This is a genomic window from Magnetococcus marinus MC-1 (assembly GCF_000014865.1).
Lineage (GTDB): Bacteria > Pseudomonadota > Magnetococcia > Magnetococcales > Magnetococcaceae > Magnetococcus > Magnetococcus marinus.
The window spans coordinates 548,355-572,989 of record NC_008576.1 but is presented as its reverse complement, the minus strand read 5'-3'; the positions used below and the strand labels follow the sequence as shown (position 1 = coordinate 572,989).

The 24,635-nt window shown below is 56.2% G+C and carries 16 protein-coding genes; 11 read left to right on the top strand and 5 right to left on the bottom strand.

Annotation, left to right across the window (positions count from 1 at the left end):
- Window positions 1–426: 426 nt before the first annotated feature.
- From ruvB to ybgF, 9 genes are all read left to right on the top strand, one after another.
- Window positions 427–1,458: a Holliday junction branch migration DNA helicase RuvB gene (gene ruvB / locus MMC1_RS02455; RefSeq protein WP_011712168.1), complete on the top strand. Its 1,032-nt coding sequence runs from the start codon at window positions 427–429 to the stop codon at window positions 1,456–1,458.
- A complete protein-coding gene (gene ybgC / locus MMC1_RS02450; RefSeq protein ID WP_011712167.1) occupies window positions 1,455–1,850 on the top strand; it encodes a tol-pal system-associated acyl-CoA thioesterase in 396 nt (131 codons plus the stop codon). Before ruvB ends, ybgC begins: the two co-directional genes overlap by 4 nt.
- 8 nt (window positions 1,851–1,858) lie before the next feature.
- On the top strand, window positions 1,859–2,551 hold the full coding sequence (gene tolQ, locus MMC1_RS02445; protein WP_011712166.1) for a protein TolQ: 693 nt from the start codon (window positions 1,859–1,861) through the stop codon (window positions 2,549–2,551).
- A 1-nt stretch (window position 2,552) separates the two neighbouring features.
- Complete coding sequence (gene tolR / locus MMC1_RS02440; RefSeq protein WP_011712165.1) at window positions 2,553–2,978, top strand: protein TolR; 426 nt, start codon at window positions 2,553–2,555, stop codon at window positions 2,976–2,978.
- A gap of 22 nt (window positions 2,979–3,000) precedes the next feature.
- Window positions 3,001–4,008 (top strand): cell envelope integrity protein TolA, encoded by a 1,008-nt coding sequence (gene tolA, locus MMC1_RS19520; protein ID WP_011712164.1) that lies wholly within the window; start codon window positions 3,001–3,003, stop codon window positions 4,006–4,008.
- 5 nt (window positions 4,009–4,013) lie between these two features.
- Window positions 4,014–5,276, top strand: a complete 1,263-nt coding sequence (locus tag MMC1_RS02430; protein WP_011712163.1) for an energy transducer TonB — start codon at window positions 4,014–4,016, stop codon at window positions 5,274–5,276.
- Between the two features lie 17 nt (window positions 5,277–5,293).
- On the top strand, window positions 5,294–6,646 hold the full coding sequence (gene tolB, locus MMC1_RS02425) for a Tol-Pal system beta propeller repeat protein TolB (RefSeq protein WP_011712162.1): 1,353 nt from the start codon (window positions 5,294–5,296) through the stop codon (window positions 6,644–6,646).
- A gap of 166 nt (window positions 6,647–6,812) precedes the next feature.
- A complete protein-coding gene (gene pal, locus MMC1_RS19515; protein WP_011712161.1) occupies window positions 6,813–7,424 on the top strand; it encodes a peptidoglycan-associated lipoprotein Pal in 612 nt (203 codons plus the stop codon).
- Window positions 7,425–7,533: 109 nt separating this feature from the next.
- A complete protein-coding gene (gene ybgF / locus MMC1_RS19510) occupies window positions 7,534–8,679 on the top strand; it encodes a tol-pal system protein YbgF (RefSeq protein ID WP_081436170.1) in 1,146 nt (381 codons plus the stop codon).
- A gap of 107 nt (window positions 8,680–8,786) precedes the next feature.
- Here the strand turns inward: ybgF and MMC1_RS02410 are convergent, their stop codons facing one another.
- From MMC1_RS02410 to MMC1_RS22050, 3 genes are all read right to left on the bottom strand, one after another.
- The gene (locus tag MMC1_RS02410) at window positions 8,787–9,314 is read right to left on the bottom strand and encodes an HPP family protein (RefSeq protein WP_011712159.1); all 528 of its coding nucleotides are present in this window, start codon (window positions 9,312–9,314) and stop codon (window positions 8,787–8,789) included.
- 181 nt (window positions 9,315–9,495) lie between these two features.
- Window positions 9,496–13,413, bottom strand: coding sequence for a response regulator (locus MMC1_RS19505; RefSeq protein WP_049757565.1), 3,918 nt, complete (start codon window positions 13,411–13,413; stop codon window positions 9,496–9,498).
- 270 nt (window positions 13,414–13,683) lie between these two features.
- The gene (locus tag MMC1_RS22050; RefSeq protein WP_011712157.1) at window positions 13,684–18,939 is read right to left on the bottom strand and encodes an SH3 domain-containing protein; all 5,256 of its coding nucleotides are present in this window, start codon (window positions 18,937–18,939) and stop codon (window positions 13,684–13,686) included.
- 333 nt (window positions 18,940–19,272) lie between these two features.
- Here MMC1_RS22050 and MMC1_RS02385 point away from each other — a divergent pair, with 333 nt between their 5' ends.
- Entirely contained in the window at window positions 19,273–21,558 is a 2,286-nt protein-coding gene (locus MMC1_RS02385; RefSeq protein WP_011712156.1) for a COR domain-containing protein, read from the top strand.
- Window positions 21,559–21,575: 17 nt separating this feature from the next.
- A complete protein-coding gene (locus MMC1_RS02380; RefSeq protein WP_011712155.1) occupies window positions 21,576–22,274 on the top strand; it encodes a Crp/Fnr family transcriptional regulator in 699 nt (232 codons plus the stop codon).
- Window positions 22,275–22,505: 231 nt separating this feature from the next.
- On the opposite strand, the gene thrC is transcribed toward MMC1_RS02380, so the two are convergent.
- Together thrC and MMC1_RS02370 are read right to left on the bottom strand one after the other, a co-directional pair.
- On the bottom strand, window positions 22,506–23,885 hold the full coding sequence (thrC, locus tag MMC1_RS02375) for a threonine synthase (protein WP_011712154.1): 1,380 nt from the start codon (window positions 23,883–23,885) through the stop codon (window positions 22,506–22,508).
- 114 nt (window positions 23,886–23,999) lie between these two features.
- Window positions 24,000–24,635, bottom strand: coding sequence for a CYTH domain-containing protein (locus MMC1_RS02370; RefSeq protein WP_011712153.1), 636 nt, complete (start codon window positions 24,633–24,635; stop codon window positions 24,000–24,002).

Below are 24,635 nucleotides of genomic sequence, written 5' to 3'. Positions count from 1 at the left end.
AACATCAACTTTTAGCTCTTTTGCTGAGTGCAAAAATGCTTTCTCAGCGACTTGTACAACGTCGACACGGTGCTTGGGCAAATTTTCCATTCCAGGACTCCTATTTGTATCCACAAAGTGACTCATTACAGAAACATCTTATATGTTATCACTACATATTTATCAATTATTTTCTTATTTTATCGTATTTAAATCATGTTTTAAATATTATTTAACATTTGTTTTATATTTTTGTTATTTTTACTACTGGTTTTGCGTAAAGTTTGCGATACGCCCCTGCTTTCTTTTCAATTCTATTTCAACCAAGTCCCGTTAACCGGCCATGCCATCCCTTCCCCTCTCAGCTTATCCCCAGTAGAGTGTGGGGTTGTAGAGTCCAATGGGGGTATGCACCCCCCGTCGTACCACGCCATGGAGGGCGTGCCCATGGAAGAGATGGCTTCCCGTATGATTTCGGGAGATCCTGAGCTTGGCGAACCGTTCCAGGAGAATGGTCTGCGCCCCAAATACCTCAAAGAGTTTGTCGGTCAAAAGCCGCTCAAGGCAAACCTCACCGTCTTTCTACACGCCGCCAAACAGCGTGCCGAAGCCATTGACCATATTCTGCTGCACGGCCCCCCCGGTTTGGGTAAAACCACTATGGCCCAGATTATCGCCTGGGAGATGGGCGTGGGGTTGCGCTCAACCTCAGGACCGGTGATTGATAAAGCGGGGGATCTGGCCGCCCTGCTCACCAACCTTAATCCCGGAGATGTGCTGTTTGTGGATGAGATCCACCGCCTCAGCCCCGCCGTGGAGGAGATCCTCTACCCCGCCATGGAGGATTTTCAGCTCGATCTTATGATTGGCGAAGGGCCCTCGGCCCGCTCTGTCAAGATCGACCTGCCCCGCTTTACCCTGGTGGGTGCCACCACCCGCGCAGGCATGCTCACCAGCCCCCTACGCGACCGCTTTGGCATCCTAGCCCGCATGCAGTTTTATGAACCCGATGAACTCCAACAGATTGTCACCCGCTCTGCCTCGATCATGGGCATCGACATTTCAGCGGATGGTGCCTTTGAGATCGCCCGCCGCTCCCGTGGCACCCCGCGTATTGCCAATCGCCTGCTGCGCCGGGTGCGTGACTTTGCCCAAGTGGCCGGACCTGGCTACATTGATAAAGATCTTGCCGACCGTGCCTTGCTGGCTTTGGAGGTCGATCGTAATGGCTTGGACAATATGGACCATCGCTTGCTTAAAGCCTTGTTGGATAAGTTTGCGGGTGGCCCGGTGGGGCTGGATACCTTGGCGGCGGCCATTGGTGAGGAGCGCTCCACCATTGAGGATGTCATCGAGCCTTACCTGATCCTACAGGGTATGCTGGACCGCACCCCCAGGGGTCGCAAAGCCACCCACGCCAGCTACACAGCCATGGGCCGCACAGCGCCGCGACCCGTGCAACAGGGTACGCTGCTATGAACCTGTTTTCACAAGACATACGTGTCTATTATGAAGATACCGATGCGGGCGGAGTGGTCTACCATAGCCGCTATCTTAACTTTATGGAGCGCTGCCGCACCGACTGGCTGCGCAGCCTGGGCATCGAGCAAGCAACGCTGGCAGAGCAGACCGGACTACGTTTTGCGGTGACGCATATGGAGATCGCCTTCCAAAAACCGGCGCTGCTTGACGATCTTTTGACGGTTTCCGTGTCAGAACTCCGACGCCGGCCCGCCAGTCTTGAATTTACCCAGGAGATTGCCCGCCAGAACACTCCCCTTATTCGTGCCTCTGCCCGCGTGGCATGTCTGGATGAGGGATTGCGCCCCGTGCGCCTGCCGGCTGTTTTACTGCAACGATTGCCACAATAGAGGCTATCATGACTAAGCATAGCGTTTTTGACCTCATTACTCAGGCCGGACCCTTGGTCCAGCTGGTGATGCTCGCCCTGTTGGCGGCCTCGGTGGTTTCCTGGGCCATTATTTTTGACAAATGGCGCCGCTACCGCCGTATCACCCAGGATGCCGAAGCCTTTGAAGAGCGCTTTTGGAGTGGTGGCAGTGTCGCCAGCCTATTTCAAAGTGCCACCAAAGAGTGGCCCGATAGCCCCATGGTGGTGATGTTTTCAGCCGGTTTTCGCGAATGGAAACGCTGGGAGAGCAATGAACCTACCTCGGAAGGGGACGGCGGTGATCTGGTCACCAACGTGCGCCGCGCCATGACGGTGGCCCTTAACCGAGAGCTGGAAAACCTGGAAAAGGGTCTTACTTTCCTCGCCACGGTGGGCTCTACCAGCCCCTTTGTGGGGCTGTTTGGCACGGTTTGGGGCATCATGAACGCCTTTTTAGGACTCACCGGGGCCAAAGCCAGCACCCTGACCATGGTGGCTCCTGGTATTGCCGAGGCGCTGATTGCCACCGCCATGGGGCTGGTAGCCGCCATTCCATCGGTGATTGCCTATAACAAATATTCGTCAGAAATGCGCCGTTTACACGCCAAAATGGATAATTTTGGTGCCGAGTTCCTCAATATTCTGGAGCGCCGCTCCGCCAGCCGCCGCCGGGGACAATAAGATGGGTATGAATGCAGGCATGGGTAATGGTGGGGTCCACCGTTTTCAGGCGATGAGCGATATCAACGTCACGCCGCTGGTGGATATCATGTTGGTGTTGCTGATTATCTTCATGGTAACGGCACCTTTGCTCACCCATGGTATAGAGGTGGAGCTGCCCCATGTGCAGAGTGACGCCATCACCGCCCAAGTAGAGCCCCTCACCATCAGCGTTAGCCCCGATGGCAGCGCCTCTATCGAAGGGGAGCGCATGAGTTTATCGGAGATGACCGATAAGGTCACTTTTGTGCGTAAATCCACGCCAAGTATTCGTATTTTTGTACGGGGTGACACCCATGCTGCCTATGGTCACGTTATGGCGGTGATGGGTGCGCTCAAAGCCGCGGGTATTGAACAGGTTGGGTTAATCACCCAACCCAACAGCTAAAAATTAGGGATCTGGTATTCGTATGTTTGCGGATCGGCAATTTCTCTGGTGGTCACTGGGCCTGCACGTTGGTGTGGTGCTGATTGCACTGCTGTTGCCGCTGCTCACCCCCCGTGTGGCACCACCGCCAGCAGCCATGATGGTTAATTTGGTGGATCTGCCCGCACCGCAAGCCAAAGCGACCCAGCCCGAACCTCCGCAGCTGCAAAAGCCCAAGCCCCCCGAGCCCAAGCCCGTGGCACCCAAGCCCGTGGAGCCTAAACCGGTGGAGTCCAAGCCGGTAGCCAAGCCCGAGATAGAGCCCACCCCCCCGGAACCCAAGCCCCAACCGGCCCCAAAACCCCCGGAAAAGGTTGTGGAAGAGCCGGATCAACCGGCTGAAAAGGTTGACATCACCCCCATGCGTCGCAAGCCTGATCCCAAAAAGATTGCCGAAGAGCAGCGCGCCAAGGAAGAGGCCCTTAAGAAGAAGCAGGCCGAAGAAAAACGTCTTCAAGAAGAGGCTGCCAAGAAAAAGCAGGCTGAAGAGCAACGCAAAAAAGAGGAAGCCCGCAAGCAGGCTGAAGAGCAGCGCAAAAAAGAGGAGGCCCGCAAACAGGCCGAAATCAAGCGTAAGCAGGAGCTCGCCGCGCAGCAGATGCGCGAAGCCATTGCCAAACAACAGGCTGAAATCAAAGCTCAGCAGCAGCGTGAGGAGGCCATTCGCCAGCAACAATTGCGCGAAGCCGCCCTTGCGCAGCAGCAGGCTGAGGAGATCCGCAAGTGGCAGGGGGCGCTACGCGAGGCCACCTACAAAGCGTGGCGGCCCCCCTTTGGGGTGGATATTTCCAGCATGAAGTGTCTGGCTACGGTTAAAATTACCGTGGATGGTCGCTTGAGCTTGATCAGCATTTCGCAGACGTCGGGTTTTGCGCCCTATGATGATTCGGTCCAACGGGCCATTGCCGCGACCCGCAATCTGCCCAAGCCCCCCAGCCACTGTTCCGCATGCCGGGGTGAGATCACCATCAGCTTCACCCCCTCGCGGTAGCGACGATGCGTAGGCGCGGATGGCTCTTACTGTTGTTTGGGTTATGGCCTGGGCTGTTACACGCGGCCCCTAGCCGCCAAGCCATTCAACAGTGGGGAGCCGAGCTGGTTGCACAGGTTGAAGCCAACTGGCTGGCCCCGGCTGGCATTGATAGCCATGGTTTAACCGTACAGTTGAGCATTCAATGGCAGAGCACGGGCGCTTTAATCATGCATGGCATTCGGCGGGCCTCGGGGCAACGCGCCTTTGATGAGTCGGTGGTACACGCCATTGAGCAAAGCCAAAATTTACCCGCGCCGCCGGTGGGTTGCCAAATTTGTCTAAAGCCCATTACCTTTAACTTTGCTCCAGGGGCAAAACCCCAACAGCCGGCGCAGATCCGCCCACGCGCAATCTCGCGGAGTGTACCGCCCCCACGGGCCAAGGCTGGTTCTGCCCCACCTCCAGCACAGGGGGATTTTAGCCAAGCCATTGATCAGATGCTTAAAAGTCAGCCGACCCCCCAGCAGTTGGCCCAACAGCAAGCGGAACAACAGGCGTGGCAGGCACAGCTCTACCCTTTGTGGCAGCAGCAGTGGCAACCCCCCGCTCAGGTGGATACCCGCACCCTGTGGGGCCAGTGGCGGGTTGGCTGGAATGGCAAGGGTGGCTTGCAGGTCTTAGAGCGGCTCCAGAGCAGCGGTCATGGGGCGGTGGATGCTGCCATTGTACAGGCTTTGCAAGGGATTACGCAGCTACCCACCCCCCCGCCTCACTGCACCGTGTGTCAGCAGCCGATGGTGATGACTTTTGAACGGGGTTCATTGCGCAAGGCCGCTGAGCAAACTGCGGCAAGCGAGCTCGCGGCACCTTCGCCACCTGAAACACCGGCTCTGCCCCATTGGTTAGGTCCCTCTTGGCATGAGGATGCCAAGCCGATGGAGCCGACCTTGCATAAACCCTATGAACCCCCACCACAGCCCAGCTCGGCGGTGGAAAAACAGCGTGAAGTGGCCCAATGGTTTCAGCATGTGCGCCACGCCATTAGCAACCAGTGGCAGCGCCCCAGTGGGGATATTCATGTGGGACGCAGTATGATGCTGCGTGTGCAATGGCTGGAGAACGGAACATTAGAGTGGGTTTCTACCGTGCGCCCATCGGGTCACGAAGGGTATGATGAGACGGTATTGAAAGCGGTGGAGGCCGTGGCGCAACTGCCACCTCCCCCCGAGGGTTGCACGCTTTGTCTGCGTCCCATCTATATCACCATGCATAACGAACAACCCTGAACGGGCGAGTGCAGATTATGAACATGATTTTTCCCCCAATCCATCGCCTCGGCATCCGGCTGTTGGCCTCTCTCCTGTTTCTCTTGCTGAGTGGTTCAGTGCATGCCCAGGGCATGATGATTGAGGTACAAAAACAGGGGCTGGAACCCATGCCCATCGCCATCCCCAGCTTCGCTTCGGTGGGGCTCAATGGTCATGTGGAGGTTGGGGACCGTTTTAGTCATCAACTCACCGGCTTGGTTATCTCCGATTTAAGCGGCAGCGGCCTGTTTCGGCCACTGGAACAACGGGGTTTTTTGCAACCGTCGGATAAATTGTGGCAGCAAGGCCCCGATTTTCGCAAATGGCGCTTGGTAGGGGCCGATGCCGTGGTACAGGGTGCCATCACCTATCGGGGCAGCCGTATTCAGGTTGATTTTTTCTTGCATGACATCTCCCGTGGTACCTTGATTGGCAAAGGCTGGCGTTTTACCACCAAGCCTGAGAATTGGCGCCATGTGGCCCACCGCGTGGCCGATGAGATCTACACCCGCTTGACCGGTGAGCGTGCCTATTTTACCTCGCGCATCGCCTTTGTTGCCAAACGGGATAAACAGAGCTTTCTCTCCATGATGGATGCCGATGGTGCCAACCGCATGGATCTCAAGGTCAAGGGTCGCAACGACCTGGTGCTCACCCCGCGCTTTTCTCCCAATGGTGAGCAGCTGCTCTATATCTCGTACGAGAGCAGCGAACCCCGCATCTATCTTTGGGATCTCTACACCGGCAAACGGGTTAAACGCTCCAACTATCCTGGTTTAAACTCCACCCCGGCGTGGTCGCCCGACGGCAACCGCATGGCGTTGACCCTGAGTAAAGACGGTAACTCAGAGATCTATGTGATTGACATGCGCAACCAGAGCCTGCAACGCCTGACCTATAATGCAGCCATTGATACCTCCCCCTCTTGGTCGCCGGATGGCCGGCGCATGGTCTTTACCTCGGACCGTGCCGGGACCCCCCAGCTCTATATCATGGATGCCGACGGCAGCGATGTGCGCCGTCTTACCCAACGTGGTCAAAGCAGCACCGCACCAAGCTGGTCTAACCGGGGGGATAAGATTGCCTTTGTGCGGGGAGGGGGTGGCAAGTTTCGCATTGCCGTGATCGACCCAACGGGACGGGATGAACAGCTGCTTACCGACTCCTGGATGGATGAATCCCCCACGTGGTCGCCCAATGGGCGGGTGATTCTCTTTTCCCGTCAGCAACAGGGTAGCAGCCGCACGCGACTCTTTACCATCGACATCACCGGCTTTAATGAGCAGGAGGTACCGTTGGAACAAGATATCAGCGCGTCGGATCCCTCCTGGTCGCCGGTGATCAAATAAAGTAGAGTAGTGTGCATCTAAAGCCTCAAAAACGGCACACAATATGCTGTGAAATCTGTTAAAGAGGGGGCCTTAGCCTTGGGCCAACCGGGTGGCGATTTTTATGGATCGCACAACCCATTGAAAAAGAAAATTAATCGCCTACAGGCGTAGGGAGAATGAGACGATGAAACGCACAGGTCTGTTCATTACTGCGACACTGCTCACTGTAATTTTGACAGGGTGTGGTGGGGTGCCCAAAGATAAGCCCGGTGATCTGCGTCAAGAACAGATGCAGGATCAGTACAAAGGCACCACCGACGAGGGGCAAGCGCTTACCCGTCCCGAGGGCATGGCCGAAGAGATTGGTGGTGGGGCCGGTATGGATGGTAGCCAGTACAAATCGGGCTCCTACTATGATGAACAGTCTGCGGCGGGCAGTGCCGGTGGCACACAAGACCCCATGGGGCAGCCCGAGAATATGATCTTCTTTGGCTATGACTCCGAGGCGTTGACCTACGAGGCACAAACTGTGCTGGCCCAGCATGCGGTGGCGATCATCAAAGGTGGTGTACAGTCGGTGAGCATTGAGGGCCACTGTGACGAGCGTGGTACCCGTGAATATAACCTTGCTTTGGGTCAAAAGCGGGCCGATTCGGTGAAAAACTTTCTGAACGCCCAAGGTGTACCCACAACGGTGATGCGCACCGTCTCTTATGGTAAAGAGCGCCCTCTCTACACCGGCCATACCGAGACCTCATGGGCACGCAACCGTCGTGCGGTATTGGTCTACCAGTAAGATTTCAGCAGAACCCTGTTGGTGATGCGTGTGGCAGGCCCGACCTTGGTTTTATAGGGTCGGGTTTGCCTGTGTCATCACCCTAAAAACGAGAAGTGCGAGGTTCGACATGGATAAGTCGATGCAAACCCAGTCTCTATTGGCAACCGCTCGACGCTTGGCGTGGGTGACAGCCCTCAGTGTGACGCTTTCGGCCTGTGTAACCAATCCAGATTTTAGCAGCGCCCCCACCACCACCAAGGGTGCCAAAAGTCCCGTGGAACTGGCCATGGATGAGGTTCACTCCAAGCTGGATGCCCTTACCGCTGCCGATGCTTCGCGGCGCACGGCGTTGACCGATCAGAACAAACGTTTGGAGCTGTTGCAGCAGGAGATCACTTCTCTGCGCGGAGAGCTGGACCAAACCCGTCACGGTGCACAGCAGCTGGGGCAGCATGTGGCTGAATTGCGCAACTATATTGCGCGGGCCTACGGTATGCCCATGCAATCCTCCCCCAGCGTCGATTTTGCCCAACCCCCAGCCGAACAAGGTGCTCAGGTCGGCTTTAACCAACCCGGTATGGGTCTGGTGGGGATGCAGCAAAATCAAGAGAGCGCGCGCCAAGCCCAAGCCACGATGGAACAACCGGGCATGAACCCCAATGCCGCTATGCAGCCCGGCATGGAGCCCATGGCCCAATCGAACCTGGGTAACGGCACGCTGCAACCTCAAGGAATGGGGGGGGCAGTCATGCAACCACCCCCCCTGTTGCCACAACAGCCCGGCATGGGACAGCCAACCATGGGCATGCTGGGCCAGAACACGCAGCAAGCCTTGACGGCGGCCCAGCCACCCGCGCCCAAGGTATTACCCCAAGCCACCAATGCCAAGGAGGCCTACGATCAAGCCAAGCTCTATGTCACCAGTGGTCAATATGACCGGGCCCAAGAGCTGTTTGATGGCTTTTTAAAGCAGTATGGCAGCGATCCTTTGGCGGATAATGCTCAATATTGGCTGGGGGAGATGCACTATGTGCAACGTAATTTCCGCAGTGCCTTGGTGGAATTTAACAATGTATTGGTTAAATGGCCCAACAGCGGCAAGGTACCCGACAGTCTCTTAAAGATTGGTTTCAGCTTTTATGAGCTGGAGGATTATGAAAATGCTCGCCGTGCCCTTGAGCAGTTGGTGCAGAACTATCCTAATGCCAATGCGGTACCCCTGGCCATGCAGCGCTTAAAGCGCATTGAGCAGGTCAAGGCGAACATTCACTAAGGGGATCTCAAGTCAGCGGGAACGACTTGACCCCAGCGGTGCCCAACAAAGGGCTGGTGCTTGACACCAGCCCTTTGTTGGTTCTGGCCAGCCTGACGCCACTTTACTCAGGTGGTGGGATAGTTTCGACCCGGTGCCAGATGGTTGACCAGCAGCGCCACCACCAGCAGGCAAATCGCCCCACTCAGCGCAGGCAGCAGCGCATACCAGTAACCCAAGTCGTGAATGCGTTGCGAGCCGATAACCGCAATCAGTGCGGTGGCCCCACCGGGTGGGTGCAGGGTGCGGGTAAACTGCATGGCGACAATAGCCAAAGAGACCGCCAACGCCGCCGCCAACCAAGGCAGGCTACCCATCGTTTGGAACACAGCAACCCCCACCAAGGCCGAGATCAAGTGACCACCCAGCAGGTTGCGGGGCTGCGCCAAGGGGGAGCTGATGGCGCCGTAGATCAACACTGCGGAAGCCCCAAAGGAGCCGATGATAAAAACCAAATCTTGTTGGGTAAGCAGATGGTCATGGAGCCAAGCGACCAAGCCAATACCCAAAAAGCTACCGAGCCAAGACCAAAACATGTCGGCAACTTTTGCGTTTGGTGTCGCAGGGGCGATCAACCGTTTAAGATAACCGGTCATAGCAACTTCCTTAGGTTGGGAGGAATCCTGAAGCTCCACCTTAATTAGGATTTGCTAAAATAGCCAGGGATACCGCATGATTCTCATGAACGGCTATTCACAACCACGCGCTGCCCTAAAAGCCCCTCTCTCCGCAACGGCCACACACCGAACTGGCGACTTACGCCCCACCCAAGCAGCCCTATGAGCGGCTCAAGAGCACCTTCTCTGCGGTTACAAAATCAAGTTCTGCCATGGCCTTTTCTAAGGCTGCGGCCTTGCTTTCGCCCAACCACGCCATCAATACCCTACGATGTCGCTTATAGTGGTCCCGCGCGCCCATTTGGCGTCCGGCCAATAGCTCTAAAAGTTCTTGCAGGATATCGTCCCCTTTACCCTGCTCATCACGCTTCCCGTGCCCTTTATCCCCCTCCATACACTGCTGCTGCCACTGCCCATAGGTCCCTACAAAATCGCGGATTGAGCCTGCTAAAATATGCCAATGCTGGGCAACCTGGGAGGCCACCACCCGCTCTTTGCACAGCCCTTGTTCCATGATTGAGGCATTCTTTTGCAAGATTTCTAACCCCAAATTGCCGGTAATACCCTTAAAGCCATGTACGCTGGCCAACAGCTCAGGCCACGCCTGTTGTGTCAACAGGGGCTCCACATGGGAGAGCAGCCTATGACACTCCTCCACCAACCGATCCAACAGACGCCGCACCAACGCCTCATCACCTTCAAAGCGGATCAACACCTGCTGCTGTTGCCACCCTTGCAAAGGGGGAAACACCACCACCTCCTCGGCCTGACTTAATAGATCCAGATGGCCGATGGCACGATCTTTACGGTCGATCCAACGTTCCAAGGCCGCATAGAGCAACCCTGGAGCGATGGGTTTGGTGATATGGTCGTTCATACCCACCTGTAAAGCCCGCTCCCGGTCTTGGCTAAAGGCATTGGCCGTCAGGGCAATAATGGGTGGCTGAGCCCAAGCCGTTTTACTGCGTATTACCCGTGTTGTTTCAAAACCATCCATCACCGGCATTTGTAGATCCATAAGGATGGCATCAAAGGCGGCTCCCTCGGTCTGCTCTAACAGCGCCAACGCCTCGCCCCCATGCTGCGCGGTGATCACCCGTATGCCAACCCGCTCCAAAATGGCTTTTGCCACCTCCATATTAAGGTCGTGGTCCTCCACTAAAAGAACATGCAACCCCGCCAAATGGGCGGCATGGTCCCGGCTGCTGACGCTCTCCAACCCCCCCATATTCAGGGAACCGGTATGTAAAAGGCGCATCAACACATCATAGAGCGCCATGGGCAGTAAGGGTTTATCCAGCACGCCATCCATCCCCGCCGCACTCAGACGCTCCAGCAGCGTACTATCCTGGTGTACGGTTGTCATGAGTATGGTGGGTTTTTTTTGCTCCGTCATCATGAGGGTAAACTGTGAAATCGCATTGACCAGCTGAGTGCTATCGCCACAATTGTCATCCAGCAATACCACATCGGGGTAAAACCCCTGGGCAACCAGCGCGGCCATGGCCTCGGGATCAACGGTATGGCGTAGCTGAAGATCCAGCGAGCCCATGGAAAACTGAATGGATTCTGGTAACGAGCCGCTGTTACTCACCACCAGCAAACGCTGCCCTTTAAAGGCATCCTCTGGCATTGGGCAGCATGTGACTGTGCAAGATTGGATCTGTAAGGGCAAACGGCAGGTAAAGGTGGAACCCTGCCCCAAGCTGCTCTGCAAAGTGATCTTGCCGTGCATCATCTCCATCAAGCGGCGGCAGATCGCCAGACCCAGCCCTGAACCCCCATATTGGCGGGTGGTGGAACTGTCGGCTTGAATAAAGGATTCAAAGAGTTTGGGCTGCACCTCCGCCGGAATACCAATGCCACTATCCTTAACCTCAAAGGTAAAGAGGTAGTGATCGGTCAATTGGACATAGGGCTCTGCGGTGAGGGTGATACGCACCTCCCCCTCATGGGTAAATTTCATGGCGTTGCTCAACAGATTGTGCAACACCTGCCCCAAGCGTAAGGCATCCCCAACCAGCGCCAAGGGGGTACCCGATGCGATGAAAAAATGCACCTCTACCGCTTTATTACGCATGGCGGGTAGTACATTGGCCGCCAACTGTTTGAGCAACTCATCCAACCGAAAGGGTTGAGACTCCAGATCCATACGCTCAGCTTCGATTTTGGAGAGATCCAAAATATCGTTGAGCAGACCCATTAAAAAGTGACCAGAATGGTTGATTTTCTCTAAGAAATCCCGCTGACGCGCTTCTTTAGCCTGCTCCAAAGCCAGCGACGAAAGCCCCAAAATGGCATTCATAGGGGTGCGGATTTCGTGGCTCATGTTGGCCAAAAAGCGACTTTTGGCACGGCTGGCGGACTCCGCCTCGACCTTGGCATCGTGCAAGGCGGCTTCCATATCTTTACGCGCGGTAATATCGGTAAAGGTCCCCACCGCCCGGATCGGTTGGCCCTTGCTATTGCGCTGCACCACCTTACCTCGGTCTAAAATCCAGAGCAGTCGACCACTGGCTGAGTTGATGCGATATTCGGCTTCATAGAGATCCACATGACCATCTAGGTGAATGCGCAAGAGCGCCTCTACCCCTGGGCGCTCTTGCTCCACAATCATGGATTTAAGCCGCGCCATGCTGCCGGTTAAACTGCCCCGTCGAAAGCCCAACATCGCTTCTAAGCGAGGGCTACAGTGCAGGTTATCTTCGGCAATATTCCAATCCCACAAGCCATCGTTGGAGCCTTCCAGGGCAAAGGTAAGGCGCTCTTCACTAACCCGTAGGGCGGTCTCGGCGCGTTTACGCTCGGTGGCATCGCGCAGCATATGTACCACCACCGGCTTACCCGCTTCCAGCTCCACCCACTGCACCAAAGCATCGGTCTCGATGCATGATCCATTGGTATGTTGAAGCGTTACCTCAAAGCGTAGCATGCGGTCTAGGCCAACCACCAAGCGGTTCATGATCCGGTTGACTTTGGCTTGGGATTGGGGGGTCGTAAGGTCGGCGAGGCGTTTGCTTAACAAGCCATCCAAGCTCAACCCGGTGCTCTCCACCATACCTCGGTTGACATCCACAAACCGTAGGGTACGTGGGTCGGCCAAGGCGATCATATCATCCAGATGGTCCAACGTGGCACGAAAGCGGGCCAGACGTTCGTTGCTCCACTGGAGCGCCTGCATCCGTTGTTGCTGCGCCAGATGGGTACCCACCCATTGCGCCAATAGCTCCAAGAGGGCTTCATCTCTACGGCTATCCAGCGATTGAAAGGGTTGCATACTGGCAAATGCCAACACCCCATAGGATTGATGTTCCACCACCAAGGGGGCACAAATAAGCGCTTGAAACTGGTGGAGTTGGGCACACACCATCTCCGCACAACAGGCACTTAACAGCGGCGAGACGACCCCTTGTTCATTCTGTGCCAGCTGCTTTAAACAGCATCTATTATCCATCACCAAACGGCTATTCTTTTGCAACGTGTCGCTGTTTAAGACGTGGATAACCCGGCAGATTCCTTCACGTACCTGACCAACAAAGGAGATCTCCATACCAAACAGGGATTGGCCATACTCTAATCCCTGTTCAATTTTTTCATCCATACTCATTTGGGTGGATTCTGTAATGTGATGCAAAAATTGCGACATACGCTGTAAGCGTAGCGCGTGTGCATTGGCTTCATGCAATTGGTGTTGGTGTTGTTTGATCTGGTCGTGCTGGTCTAGGCGTTGTTGGTCCAGCACGTTGAGCTGGTGATGGTAACTATTGAGCAGTGGATAGACCACCCCTCGCAACAGCCAGAGGGTGGTGCCAACCAGTAAAACAACACCTGGCAGTAGTGTCCAAAGGCGGGGTTGCAGAGCCTGCCACCAAGCGGTTAGATTAAATCCCTGCAAAAACGGCAGCGCCCCTAGGAGCAAGCCTATACCCAGCGCAACCAGCAGCGCAAAGAGGGTAAGCAAGGTTAACACGCGGCGGGTTAAGCGCAACTGTGCAGGGCGCGGACTGGGGGGCACTGCCTGTGGGGTGCTCGCCTGGGCAGGATTGGGTTGCATAGATGGATTGGTGGATTGGGGCATCCCATCGCTCTCTCGCGGCCTCTGCATAGCCGACCTGGTAGCCTGACAGAACGTCAGAGCTTAGCGCTATCAGCATACGCCGAACCAGCCATTTTCTCTAGTCTCAATTGGTCTGTGGGGCTTGGGTAGATTTTGATCATGGGGTGGGTCTGCTCTGTAAAGCACGGAGAAAGCTCTACTTGAGTGGAAAGTGCCCATGGCGGGAGGTGTTGAAGCGGTCCCCAACAAGCGCCCAGCCACCATTGGGCAGGGTGCCGTTGGGGTGACCCTCTAGGGTAGAAACATTTGCATCTGCTGGGTACCGTCACCGCTATAGAGCTTGACATGTACCCCATGGGTAAGCCGGTTGGTGTCCCGCCATGCTCTGGCTAGAGCGATCATCTTGCGACGGCGCAGATTGCGGGTAATAATGGGTTCAAACATGTGATCGGTACCCACCAGGATCAAGGCACCATCCTGTGCCAACCCGACATCGGCAAAAAAGGGATGACCCACCAGACGCTGGGTAGCGGTCTGTATCGCTGTGAAAGCCTCTGTAAAGGCCTTATTGTCCGGGTGCTTTAGGATAAGGTTTTCCAAGGGGTTGGGTACCGCGGCCATGACCTCTTGCACATCCGCCATGAGAGGGGTCTCTGGTGCCATAGACGCCACCACATCCCCATCATCCGAGCTGCCCTGGGCCAACATAGCCTGTTGGCTGACGGGAATATCCAACACTTCAGCAGCGACCATAGGGGTTTTGTCGGCGAGGGAGACCTCAGGCAGAGAGGTCTCTACCTGACCTTGGGCTTGCTGCTCCAGTTGACGAATAAGCCGAGCATTGATCCAACCTGGACCACCCACGCCATCGGCCCGCTGCACCTTTTGCCAACCCTGTTGGCTCTCTTGCAGCATGACCATGGCTTGCCCCTGATAGAGACGTAAGAGCTTATCTGCCTCAGCGCTTGGCTCTGCGCGCAGGTTGGCCTGGGGGACCACCACCTCGGCCAAGGTTCCTCTGGGTTCCGTATCCGTGGCATTTTTCAACAGCTCAGCGTAGATCCAACCATTGAACTGTTTTGCATTTTTATACTCTTGGCGAACCCGCATCCAGCCCTTTTGCTGCTCTAGGACGATCAGCACTTCACCATGGTGGGCCACATCCAAAGTGGCAAACTCAGATCCCGGCCCCTGCCGCACACGTGCCGATTGAACCTTAACCACCCAGCGGCTATTTGGTGTGAAGCCATCAGCATTCTGATTTTTCGCCACCAATCGCTGAATATCCGCTTGCGCTTGTGCCGCCAAACGCGCCTGCTCTTCTGCTTGCGCCCGCGCTGTAGCACGGGCCTCCTCCGCTAAACGGGCCTCTTCGGCGATACGGGCCTCTTCGGCGATGCGGGCCTCCTCAGCTACGCGGGCCTCTTCAGCTTTACGCGCTTCTTCCGCTAAACGGGCCTCTTCCGCTACACGAGCCTTTTCCGCTATACGAGCCTCTTCCGCTATCCGAGCCTCTTCCGCTATCCGAGCCTCTTCCGCTATCCGAGCCTCTTCCGCTATCCGAGCCTCTTCCGCTATCCGAGCCTCTTCCGCTACACGAGCCTCTTCCGCTATCCGAGCCTCTTCCGCTATCCGAGCCTCTTCCGCTATCCGAGCCTCTTCCGCTATCCGAGCCTCTTCCGCTATCCGAGCCTCTTCCGCTATCCGAGCCTCTTCCGCTATCCGAGCCTCTTCCGCTATCCGAGCCTCTTCCGCTATCCGAGCCTCTTCCGCTACACGAGCCTCTTCCGCTACACGAGCCTCTTCCGCTACACGAGCCTCCTCAGCTTTACGCGCTTCTTCCGCTACACGAGCCTCTTCGGCTTTACGCGCTTCCTCCGCTATACGGGCCTCTTCGGCGATGCGGGCCTCTTCGGCTTTACGAGCTTCTTCCGCTACACGAGCTTCTTCCGCTAAGCGGGCCTCTTCGGTATTCTGGCTTTCTGGTGCGTCATCATTTGCTACTTCAACATGAGATGCCACCGCATCGGGTAGCCGTTGCACCAAATCCTCACGTACCCAGCCAACGCCCCCTATACCATCGGCACGCTGAACCTGAACCCAGCCCTCCACGGGTTCTGCTACCAACATAACCCCTTGATCTTGATAGAGACGCAACACCTTATTGCTCTCTTCACTAGGTTCCGCACGCATATTGGTCAATACCGCTCGCAAAGCCGCCGGTTGACCCGCCATAACTTGACCCGCTCCTTGACGCAGCAGTGGGGCATAAATCCAACCCTGTTTGGCGGGCTCCTGCTCCATATGCACCTGTAGCCATGCATCCTGTTGAGCCGTGGCAATCAATACATCACCCTGGCCCACATAACCCATCTGCTCAAACTGCGTACCAGGACCCCCACGCAGACGAACCGTGTCCGCATTAACCACCCAATACGCCGCCGCCTGATCTGGGCTCACCGCCACACCTTGCACCACCATGCTCGATGCTGGCGAGGATTCCTCCGCTATACGGGCCTCTTCGGCGATGCGGGCCTCTTCCGCTACACGAGCCTCTTCCGCTACACGGGCCTCTTCGGCTAAACGGGCTTCCTCCGCTATCCGAGCCTCTTCCGCTATCCGAGCCTCTTCCGCTATCCGAGCCTCTTCCGCTATCCGAGCCTCTTCCGCTATCCGAGCCTCTTCCGCTATCCGAGCCTCTTCCGCTATCCGAGCCTCTTCCGCTATCCGAGCCTCTTCCGCTATCCGAGCCTCTTCCGCTATCCGAGCCTCTTCCGCTATCCGAGCCTCTTCCGCTATCCGAGCCTCTTCCGCTATCCGAGCCTCTTCCGCTATCCGAGCCTCTTCCGCTATCCGAGCCTCTTCCGCTACACGAGCCTCTTCCGCTATACGAGCCTCTTCCGCTACACGAGCCTCTTCCGCTACACGAGCCTCTTCCGCTACACGAGCCTCTTCCGCTATCCGAGCCTCTTCCGCTATCCGAGCCTCTTCCGCTATCCGAGCCTCTTCCGCTATCCGAACCTCTTCCGCTATCCGAACCTCTTCCGCTATCCGAGCCTCTTCCGCTATCCGAGCCTCTTCCGCTATCCGAGCCTCTTCCGCTATACGGGCCTCTTCCGCTATCCGAGCCTCTTCCGCTATCCGAGCCTCTTCCGCTATACGGGCCTCTTCGGCGATGCGGGCCTCCTCAGCTTTACGCGCTTCTTCCGCTACACGAGCCTCTTCGGCTTTACGCGCTTCCTCCGCTATACGGGCCTCTTCGGCGATGCGGGCCTCCTCAGCTACGCGGGCCTCCTCAGCTTTACGCGCTTCTTCCGCTACACGAGCCTCTTCGGCGATGCGGGCCTCTTCGGCTTTACGAGCTTGCTCGGCCAAACGGGCCTCTTCAGCTTTACGCGCTTCCTCCGCTATACGGGCCTCTTCGGCGATGCGGGCCTCCTCAGCTACGCGGGCCTCCTCAGCTTTACGCGCTTCTTCCGCTACACGAGCTTCTTCCGCTAAGCGGGCCTCTTCGGTATTCTGGCTTTCTAGTGCGTCATCATTTGCTACTTCAACATGAGATGCCACCGCATCGGGTAGCCGTTGCACCAAATCCTCACGTACCCAGCCAACGCCCCCTATACCATCGGCACGCTGAACCTGAACCCAGCCCTCCACGGGTTCCGCTACCAACATAACCCCTTGATCTTGATAGAGACGCAATACCTTATTGCTCTCTTCACTAGATTCCGCACGCATATTGGTCAATACCGCTCGCAAAGCCGCCGGTTGACCCGCCATAACTTGACCCGCTCCTTGACGCAGCAGTGGGGCATAAATCCAACCCTGTTTGGCGGGCTCCTGCTCCATATGCACCTGTAGCCATGCATCCTGTTGAGCCGTGGCAATCAATACATCACCCTGACCCACATAACCCATCTGCTCAAACTGCGTACCAGGACCCCCACGCAGACGAACCGTGTCCGCATTAACCACCCAATACGCCGCCGCCTGATCTGGGCTCACCGCCACACCTTGCACCACCATGCTCGATGCTGGCGAGGATTCCTCCGCTATACGGGCCTCTTCGGCGATGCGGGCCTCTTCGGCTTTACGCGCTTCCTCCGCTACACGAGCCTCTTCCGCTATCCGAGCCTCTTCCGCTATCCGAGCCTCTTCCGCTATCCGAGCCTCTTCCGCTATCCGAGCCTCTTCCGCTATCTGAGCCTCTTCCGCTATCCGAGCCTCTTCCGCTATCCGAGCCTCTTCCGCTATCCGAGCCTCTTCCGCTATCCGAGCCTCTTCCGCTATCCGAGCCTCTTCCGCTATCCGAGCCTCTTCCGCTATCCGAGCCTCTTCCGCTATCCGAGCCTCTTCCGCTATCCGAGCCTCTTCCGCTATCCGAGCCTCTTCCGCTACACGAGCCTCTTCCGCTACACGAGCCTCTTCCGCTAAGCGGGCCTCTTCGGTATTCTGGCTTTCTGGTGCGTCATCATTTGCTACTTCAGCATGAGATGCCACCGCATCGGGTAGCCGTTGCACCAAATCCTCACGCACCCAGCCAACGCCCCCTAAACCATCGGCACGCTGTACCTGAACCCACCCATTGTTCGGCTCAGAAACCATTGTAACCTGTTGGTCCATATAGATACGTAACAGCTTCTGGCTCTCTGCATTGGGCTCGGCACGCAAATTAATCTGTTCCACCCGTGGGGTGGCCGCTTCTCCCTGTACCACCGATCCGGCCGCTTGACGCAGCAACTCCGCCGAAACCCAACCGGTTACCCGAGAATCCCGCTCTGTACGGATATGTAACCATGCGCCTTGCTGCTGACTGGCGATTAACAGATCTCCCTGACGCACCTGCCCCTGGACCGCAAAACGTCTACCCGCACCCTCACGTAGGTTGACGGCATCAACATTAACCACCCAGTGGGCCATCTCTGGCATAACGCGCTTAATTTCTTCAGCCGGTCCAGTATCACCCCCTAGGGCAACGGGTTCCTGCATGGGTGGTTGTGGTTTAGCAGACTCCGCATCCCTCGCCAGCGCTTGATCAACCAGATCACCATAGATCCAACCCTGCGGCCCAAAACCATCTTGGCGGGCGACACGCATCCAGTTATCATGATTTTCCTCAAATACCACCAAGGGGGTTTTGCGAAATACCTGCATCACCACCGGTGCGCCCGCATGGGGAGACTGGCGTACCTTAGCCCCAAGTACACGCACCTCAACCGTGCGGTCAAAATGTTGGGGTAAGCGCTGCTCAACCGGCTCCAAACCACTCTTTAAGGTCCAACCAGTATCCTCAGCACTGCCCCACTCGGCACGCACCCTTACCCACTCACCCTGCTCTTCTAAAACCTGAACAAAACGGCCCGTCAACCACGCAAATTGACGCTCCCCCGCACCATTTGGTGCGGAATAAACCACCGCTTTCTCATGGCTTACCGACCATAAGGAGAGTGACTCTGCCCGTAATGCAGGGGCCCAAGCAAAACAGGCTGCAAGGGCCAATAGGCTCTTCAGGCGTCTGAATCGGGTTGGGTTATTGCGTCGTGTCATGGTTCATTACCATCTTCAACAGGCTTTATTGTTGATATTTCCCTGATATTATAATTGGTTATTTTGATAAACATCAAAAAATCCATCTTAAAGAGGCAACACTCTATGGCAAAAAGTATTACACAAATGCGTCATAGTATACGATTTTTACCACTTTTAGACATCTACCAATTGTTACATAGCCATATTCCACGCCCTACTTAAGAATTTGAGCGATGAAACCACCTCTCGCGCGGTTTGTTCCTCCCCTTGACGGCCCGTTTAAGACATACTGGAACGTCAAGGATTGACCACACTGTTTTTTATCCAACCCATGCTAGGCACGAGTGGATTATGAACCGGGAAGAGCTCCTATCCAAATTGGCACTGGCCCGTCAACAAGGCCTAAAAGCGCTGGATCTCTCCAGCTTAGAACTCACCGAACTGCCCGATGAAATCGGCTTGTGCAGCAATTTGGAATCCCTAGACCTCTCTGATAACCGTTTAACAACGCTACCCGTAGCATTAGGTCATCTAGATCGCTTGCAACTTTTGGACCTAAGAGACAATCAACTCACCGATTTACCAGAAAATCTTGTCAAGTTGCAGCGGTTGGCCTTTCTACGCCTCGGTAATAATCACCTCAGCAAACTGCCCAATGTGGTCTGCCGCCTGAGTGGCTTGCGACGTTTGGTGTTGCGGGGCAACCGGCTCAGCAGCCTACCACCCGAGCTCGGCGCCCTAACCCAGCTCCAAGAATTGGCCTTACATGACAATCTCTTGACTGCCCTGCCTGAGACCATAGATCGCCTGCTCCATCTGGAAACCCTGCTGCTGCCGGGCAATCAGTTGCAAACCCTGCCCGAAAGCTTTGCCCGCCTGCCCGCCCTAAAACGGCTGGATCTCGCCCGCAACCGCATTATGGATCTTCCGCCTGAACTGGGCGGACTGCGCCATTTGGCTTGGTTGGATCTACACCACAATAGCCTGCCGGTACCCGAAGCCATTCTTGATGAGGTTCAGGAACCCAGCAAAATTATTGCTGCCTACCACAAAGCACTCGCCAGCGAACGACGCCATTTGGATGAAGCCAAGTTGATGGTTTTGGGCGATAGGGGTACCGGTAAATCTTCACTGGTGGCGCGGCTGTTAGATGGCCGCTTTGTAGCGGACATGCACCCCACCGAAGGGGTCTCCCTGCGCACGTGGCGTTTTTCCGACGGTCAGCGCCGCCTGCGCTTAAACCTATGGGATTTTAGCGGTGCGGATCACTATTTTGCCGCCCATCCTTACTTTATCACCCCCCAGGGCTTAATCCTGCTGGTCATGGATGGCGCTGAACCTGAACCCGAACGCCGCTTGGCCCGCTGGATGCGCATCATACGCTCACTGGCGGGTCGTCAAGCCAGTGTGGCACTCATTTGCCACCGTGCCGACCGTTTTCCCCTCGAATTGGACTGGAATGAAATACGCCAACGCTACCCCAGCATTAAGGTGGCCGTGCGGCGGGCCTCTTCCATGACTGGAGAGGGGATTGAGTCGGTGCAACAGGCCATTACCAAGCTGCTGGATACCTTTGAACCGGCCCAAGCGTTGTACTGGCGCAGCTGGTTGGATACAAAAGCGATTGTTGAGGAGATCAACGAAAGCCATATTCCCTACCGTTTCTACCAAGCTTTATGTCGGGAACGCGGCATCCATGATGGGGATCAACAGGAGCAGCTCGCCAACCGTATGCACTTACTGGGCAGTGCGGTCTATTTTCGCAACCACCCGCTGGCAGGCTCCACCGATGATCTGCTAGATCCAGCGTGGTTAACCCAAGCGCTTTACCGTCCGCTGGGTTCCAAGCGCATCCGCGATAATGGAGGGGTGTTAGAGCGTAAAGAGTTGGGACAGATTCTTGACCCTGGCCTGCATGGCAGCAGCAAACATGCTTTGGTATTAACGTGGTTGCGCCGTTTTCAAATCTGTTTTCCGTTGCTCGAAGAGCCTGGTGAAGAGCAGGCCCAAGCCCCCCACGTGGAGCGCTTTTTATTCCCTGATCTCTTACCCGTCAACTACACTTCGGTGGGCATGAGCCGTGAAACCTTGGATTTTTCCTACCACTATGACCATCTTCCTCCCGCTTTGATGGGACGCCTGCTGGTGCGCTTTTATCCCTTTTTACACAGCCGCACCTGTTGGCGGGATGGCCTGTTGTTGGCCTCGGAGGGGGGTGGCAACCGTGCTTTGATCCAAATGGATCGTGAAGCGGGCACGCTGCGTATGCGCATTTGGGGGCAACCCAAAATGCGCGCTGTCTTTTTAGCGCTGCTGCGGCTTTCACTGGAACGCTTAAACAGCATCTGGTCTGATTTTGAGGTGCAAGAAAAGGTTCCACTGGCCATCACTGGTGCTGAAGATGTGGGTTATCGTCATCTCCATGCCATGCAAAAGGCCGGACTGGAGCGCTTTTTACCTGTGGGCGTTACGGAGCCCATCGCCATCTCCCCTCTGCTTGAAACCCTAGAGCTCCCCCCCGCGCCGCCCCCCGAATCCCGCCCATTACCCAACAAACCTGGGCGGGTCACGTTAAAGCAGCGTTTACAGCAGCGTCGCATGCAAGCGCACGAGCCAACCGCTACACCAACCCATTAAGGGTAGAGATACCAACGATGAATCATCACCCGCTCAAAGATGCAGATCTGGATCAGACCCGCAAGAGCCATCTGTTTACACCCTTATCGGAGCCTGCTTGGCTTCCCTTAGCGGCGCAGTTGAGCCGTCGCACCTTGGCGAGCGGAGAGATTTTATTTCAACAGGGGGATCCCTTTGAGGCTTTTTTTCTGGTGTTGCGGGGCGGCATCAAGCTCTATCGTCTCTCTGCCGATGGTGCTGAAAAGGTCATTGAAGTGATTATGCCCGGACAAACCTTTGGTGAAGCGGTCATGTTTGCCCAAGGCAACCGCTATCCGGTTACGGCGGAGGCGTTGGAAGCCACGGTGTTGGTGGCGGTTCCCTCCTCGGCCTACATGGCTATGTTGCAACGCTATCCTGAAGCCAGCGTGGGACTGCTCAAAGATATGAGCCAGCGCCTGCACCATTTGGTGATGGAGGTGGATCGCGTCACCTTGCAGCGCGCCCGTGAGCGTCTGCTCTCCTATTTAGGGCAACAGGTTGCCTGTGGCAATGGTAGCAGTTGTACCCTAAAGATGCCCCGCAAGGTGTTGGCTTCGCGCTTATCCATGCAACCAGAAACCCTCTCTCGGCTGTTTCGTGGGCTTAAAGATCAAGGCATTATTGCCGAACAGGGCCAGATTATCACCGTGCTCGACCCCCATGCCGTACAAGAGGGCTATCTGGATGAGCTCTAACATCCCACAGCCACCGGACCCTATGTGCGGCATCCGTTAAGCGACAAACGCCGTGATAAAATAATACCTCATTATTTGAACAGTAGCCGTTTCACGCCGTGTACAATCGGGCCACCCCCCAGGAAAGTTGGGGCAGTCGCGGGCTCGATAGGGCGCTACCCTATCCTTCAAACCGCCTTACCCACAAGGTGGATACCTGGAGCGTAAGGCGGCCTATCTGGCGTTCCAACCCTAGGCGAGGGTCTGTTCAACCTTGGCTTTGATCGCTGCGGCGGTGGCGGGTAAAACCTCACAACGGGTCGGTAGGGTCATTAAATCCTGCATAGAGGGTGGTAAAGCCACCGCCTCACCCGTAGCCTGCCGTACGGCATCGGCAAACTTGGCCGGATGCGCCGTGGCCAGACAGATCACACCCTGCCTACCGGCCGCCGCTGCCACCCCAACCGCAGTGTGGGGGTCCAACACATAACCACTCTCCCGATGCACGCGGGTAATGGTCTCTAATGTTTGCGCCTCGCTCACCGCGACAGCGTCAAAAATGGTGCGCACCTGCGCCAGCTTTTCCGCAGAAACCGAAAATCCACCCTGCTCGGCCAGCTCCGCCATGCACCCCTTTACCCCATCCCCATCACGCTCCAGCAGATCAAACAGATAGCGCTCAAAGTTCGAAGAGATCTGAATATCCATGGAGGGGCTGATGGTGGGCTCCACCACACCCTTGCTGTAGCTGCCGTGCAACACAAAGCGGCTTAAAATATCGTTGCGGTTGGTGGCCAAAATCAATCGATCCACCGGCAAGCCCATCTGTCGCGCCAGATAACCGGCGTAGATGTCACCAAAATTACCCGTTGGCACCGAAAAACTGACCTTCTGCTCTGGATTCCCACCCGTGGCTCGCGCCCAACCCCGGAAATAGTAGACAATCTGCGCCAAAATTCGCGCCCAGTTAATGGAGTTAACCGCCCCTAAATGGTACTTTTCCTTAAACGCAAGATCATTAAACAGCGCTTTAACGATGGCCTGACCATCATCAAAATTACCCTCTATGGCGATGTTGTGTACATTGTCGTCCAACACCGTGGTCATCTGCCGCTCCTGCACCGGCGATACCCGTTGGTGGGGATGCAGAATAAAGATGTCAATGCCACTCTTACCCCGTACCCCATGGATCGCCGCCGAACCGGTATCCCCCGAGGTTGCGCCAATAATGTTCAGGCGTCCCCCCTGCTTTTCCAACAGATACTCAAACAGATTGCCCAAAAACTGTAACGCCACATCCTTAAACGCCAAGGTAGGGCCGTGAAACAGCTCCAATATCTGCACATCCCCCACCTTGACCAGGGGGGTAATCTCATCATGCTCAAACTTGGCGTAAGCGTTGATCACCAAGGGGCGGAGATCGGCCTCGGGAATATCCTCCTCCACAAAGGGGCGCATCACCTCTAGGGCCAACTCTTGGTAGGAGAGCTTGGCCCACCGCCGCAGGGTTGCGCCATCCACCTGGGGCAGCCGCTCCGGCACCAACAGACCCCCATCCGTGGCCAAACCCATCATCACCGCTTCAGAAAACGAGAGAGGGGCCACACCGCCCCGGGTACTGATATAACGCACCGTATCTACCCTTTACAAACCTTATAAATATCAGACCTATACAGATCCATAGGTCACCACGTACAAAACTTGGGCAAAGCCTGCCCAGGCTAAACCAGCCTAAACCACCACACCCTAAGCCTGCAATAAACCCAACAACAGCAACCCAATGGCAAACTTAGAGTGGGGGGAAGGTACCAGTTTATAACGGTGGGTCAAGCGCTTGGCTAAGGCCTCCACTGGGGCCAGCTCCCCCTGCAACAGTTCCAGCTCCACCTCACACAAGCCTTGGAGTTGCCCCCCGGCCTCAACCTGCCCTCGATCCAGCGCCATTTCAACCTGCGTCCCACCAGCCAAGTGTAACCGCACCGCCCTTCGCTCAAAATCCGTCACCATCAACGGTTGCAGAGGCGCTAAGGGGGCACGCTGGCGCAAATGGGCCAAGGCTTCGCGCATCTCCCCTGGGGGAAAATCGCTCAGGTTGGTGGGATTGTGGGGCAAAAAGCCTTCCCACTCCTCCCGCCGCGAGACCCCATCAACCACCCCGCCAAAACCCTTGACCGCCGCACGCCAACGCCCATCCCCTTCGGGCCGGGAACGAAAGGCCAGCTGGTTATGCAATAACAGCAGATCCGCCGTATCGTAATAGGTGGCCCGATAATCCACCCGCTCTGGGGGATCGGCCATGGCGGCGATTTCCGCATCCGCTAAGACCGCATCCAGAGTCAGAGCATCCTCAGCCGTGAGCTTGATCTCCAACTCCAGCGCCAC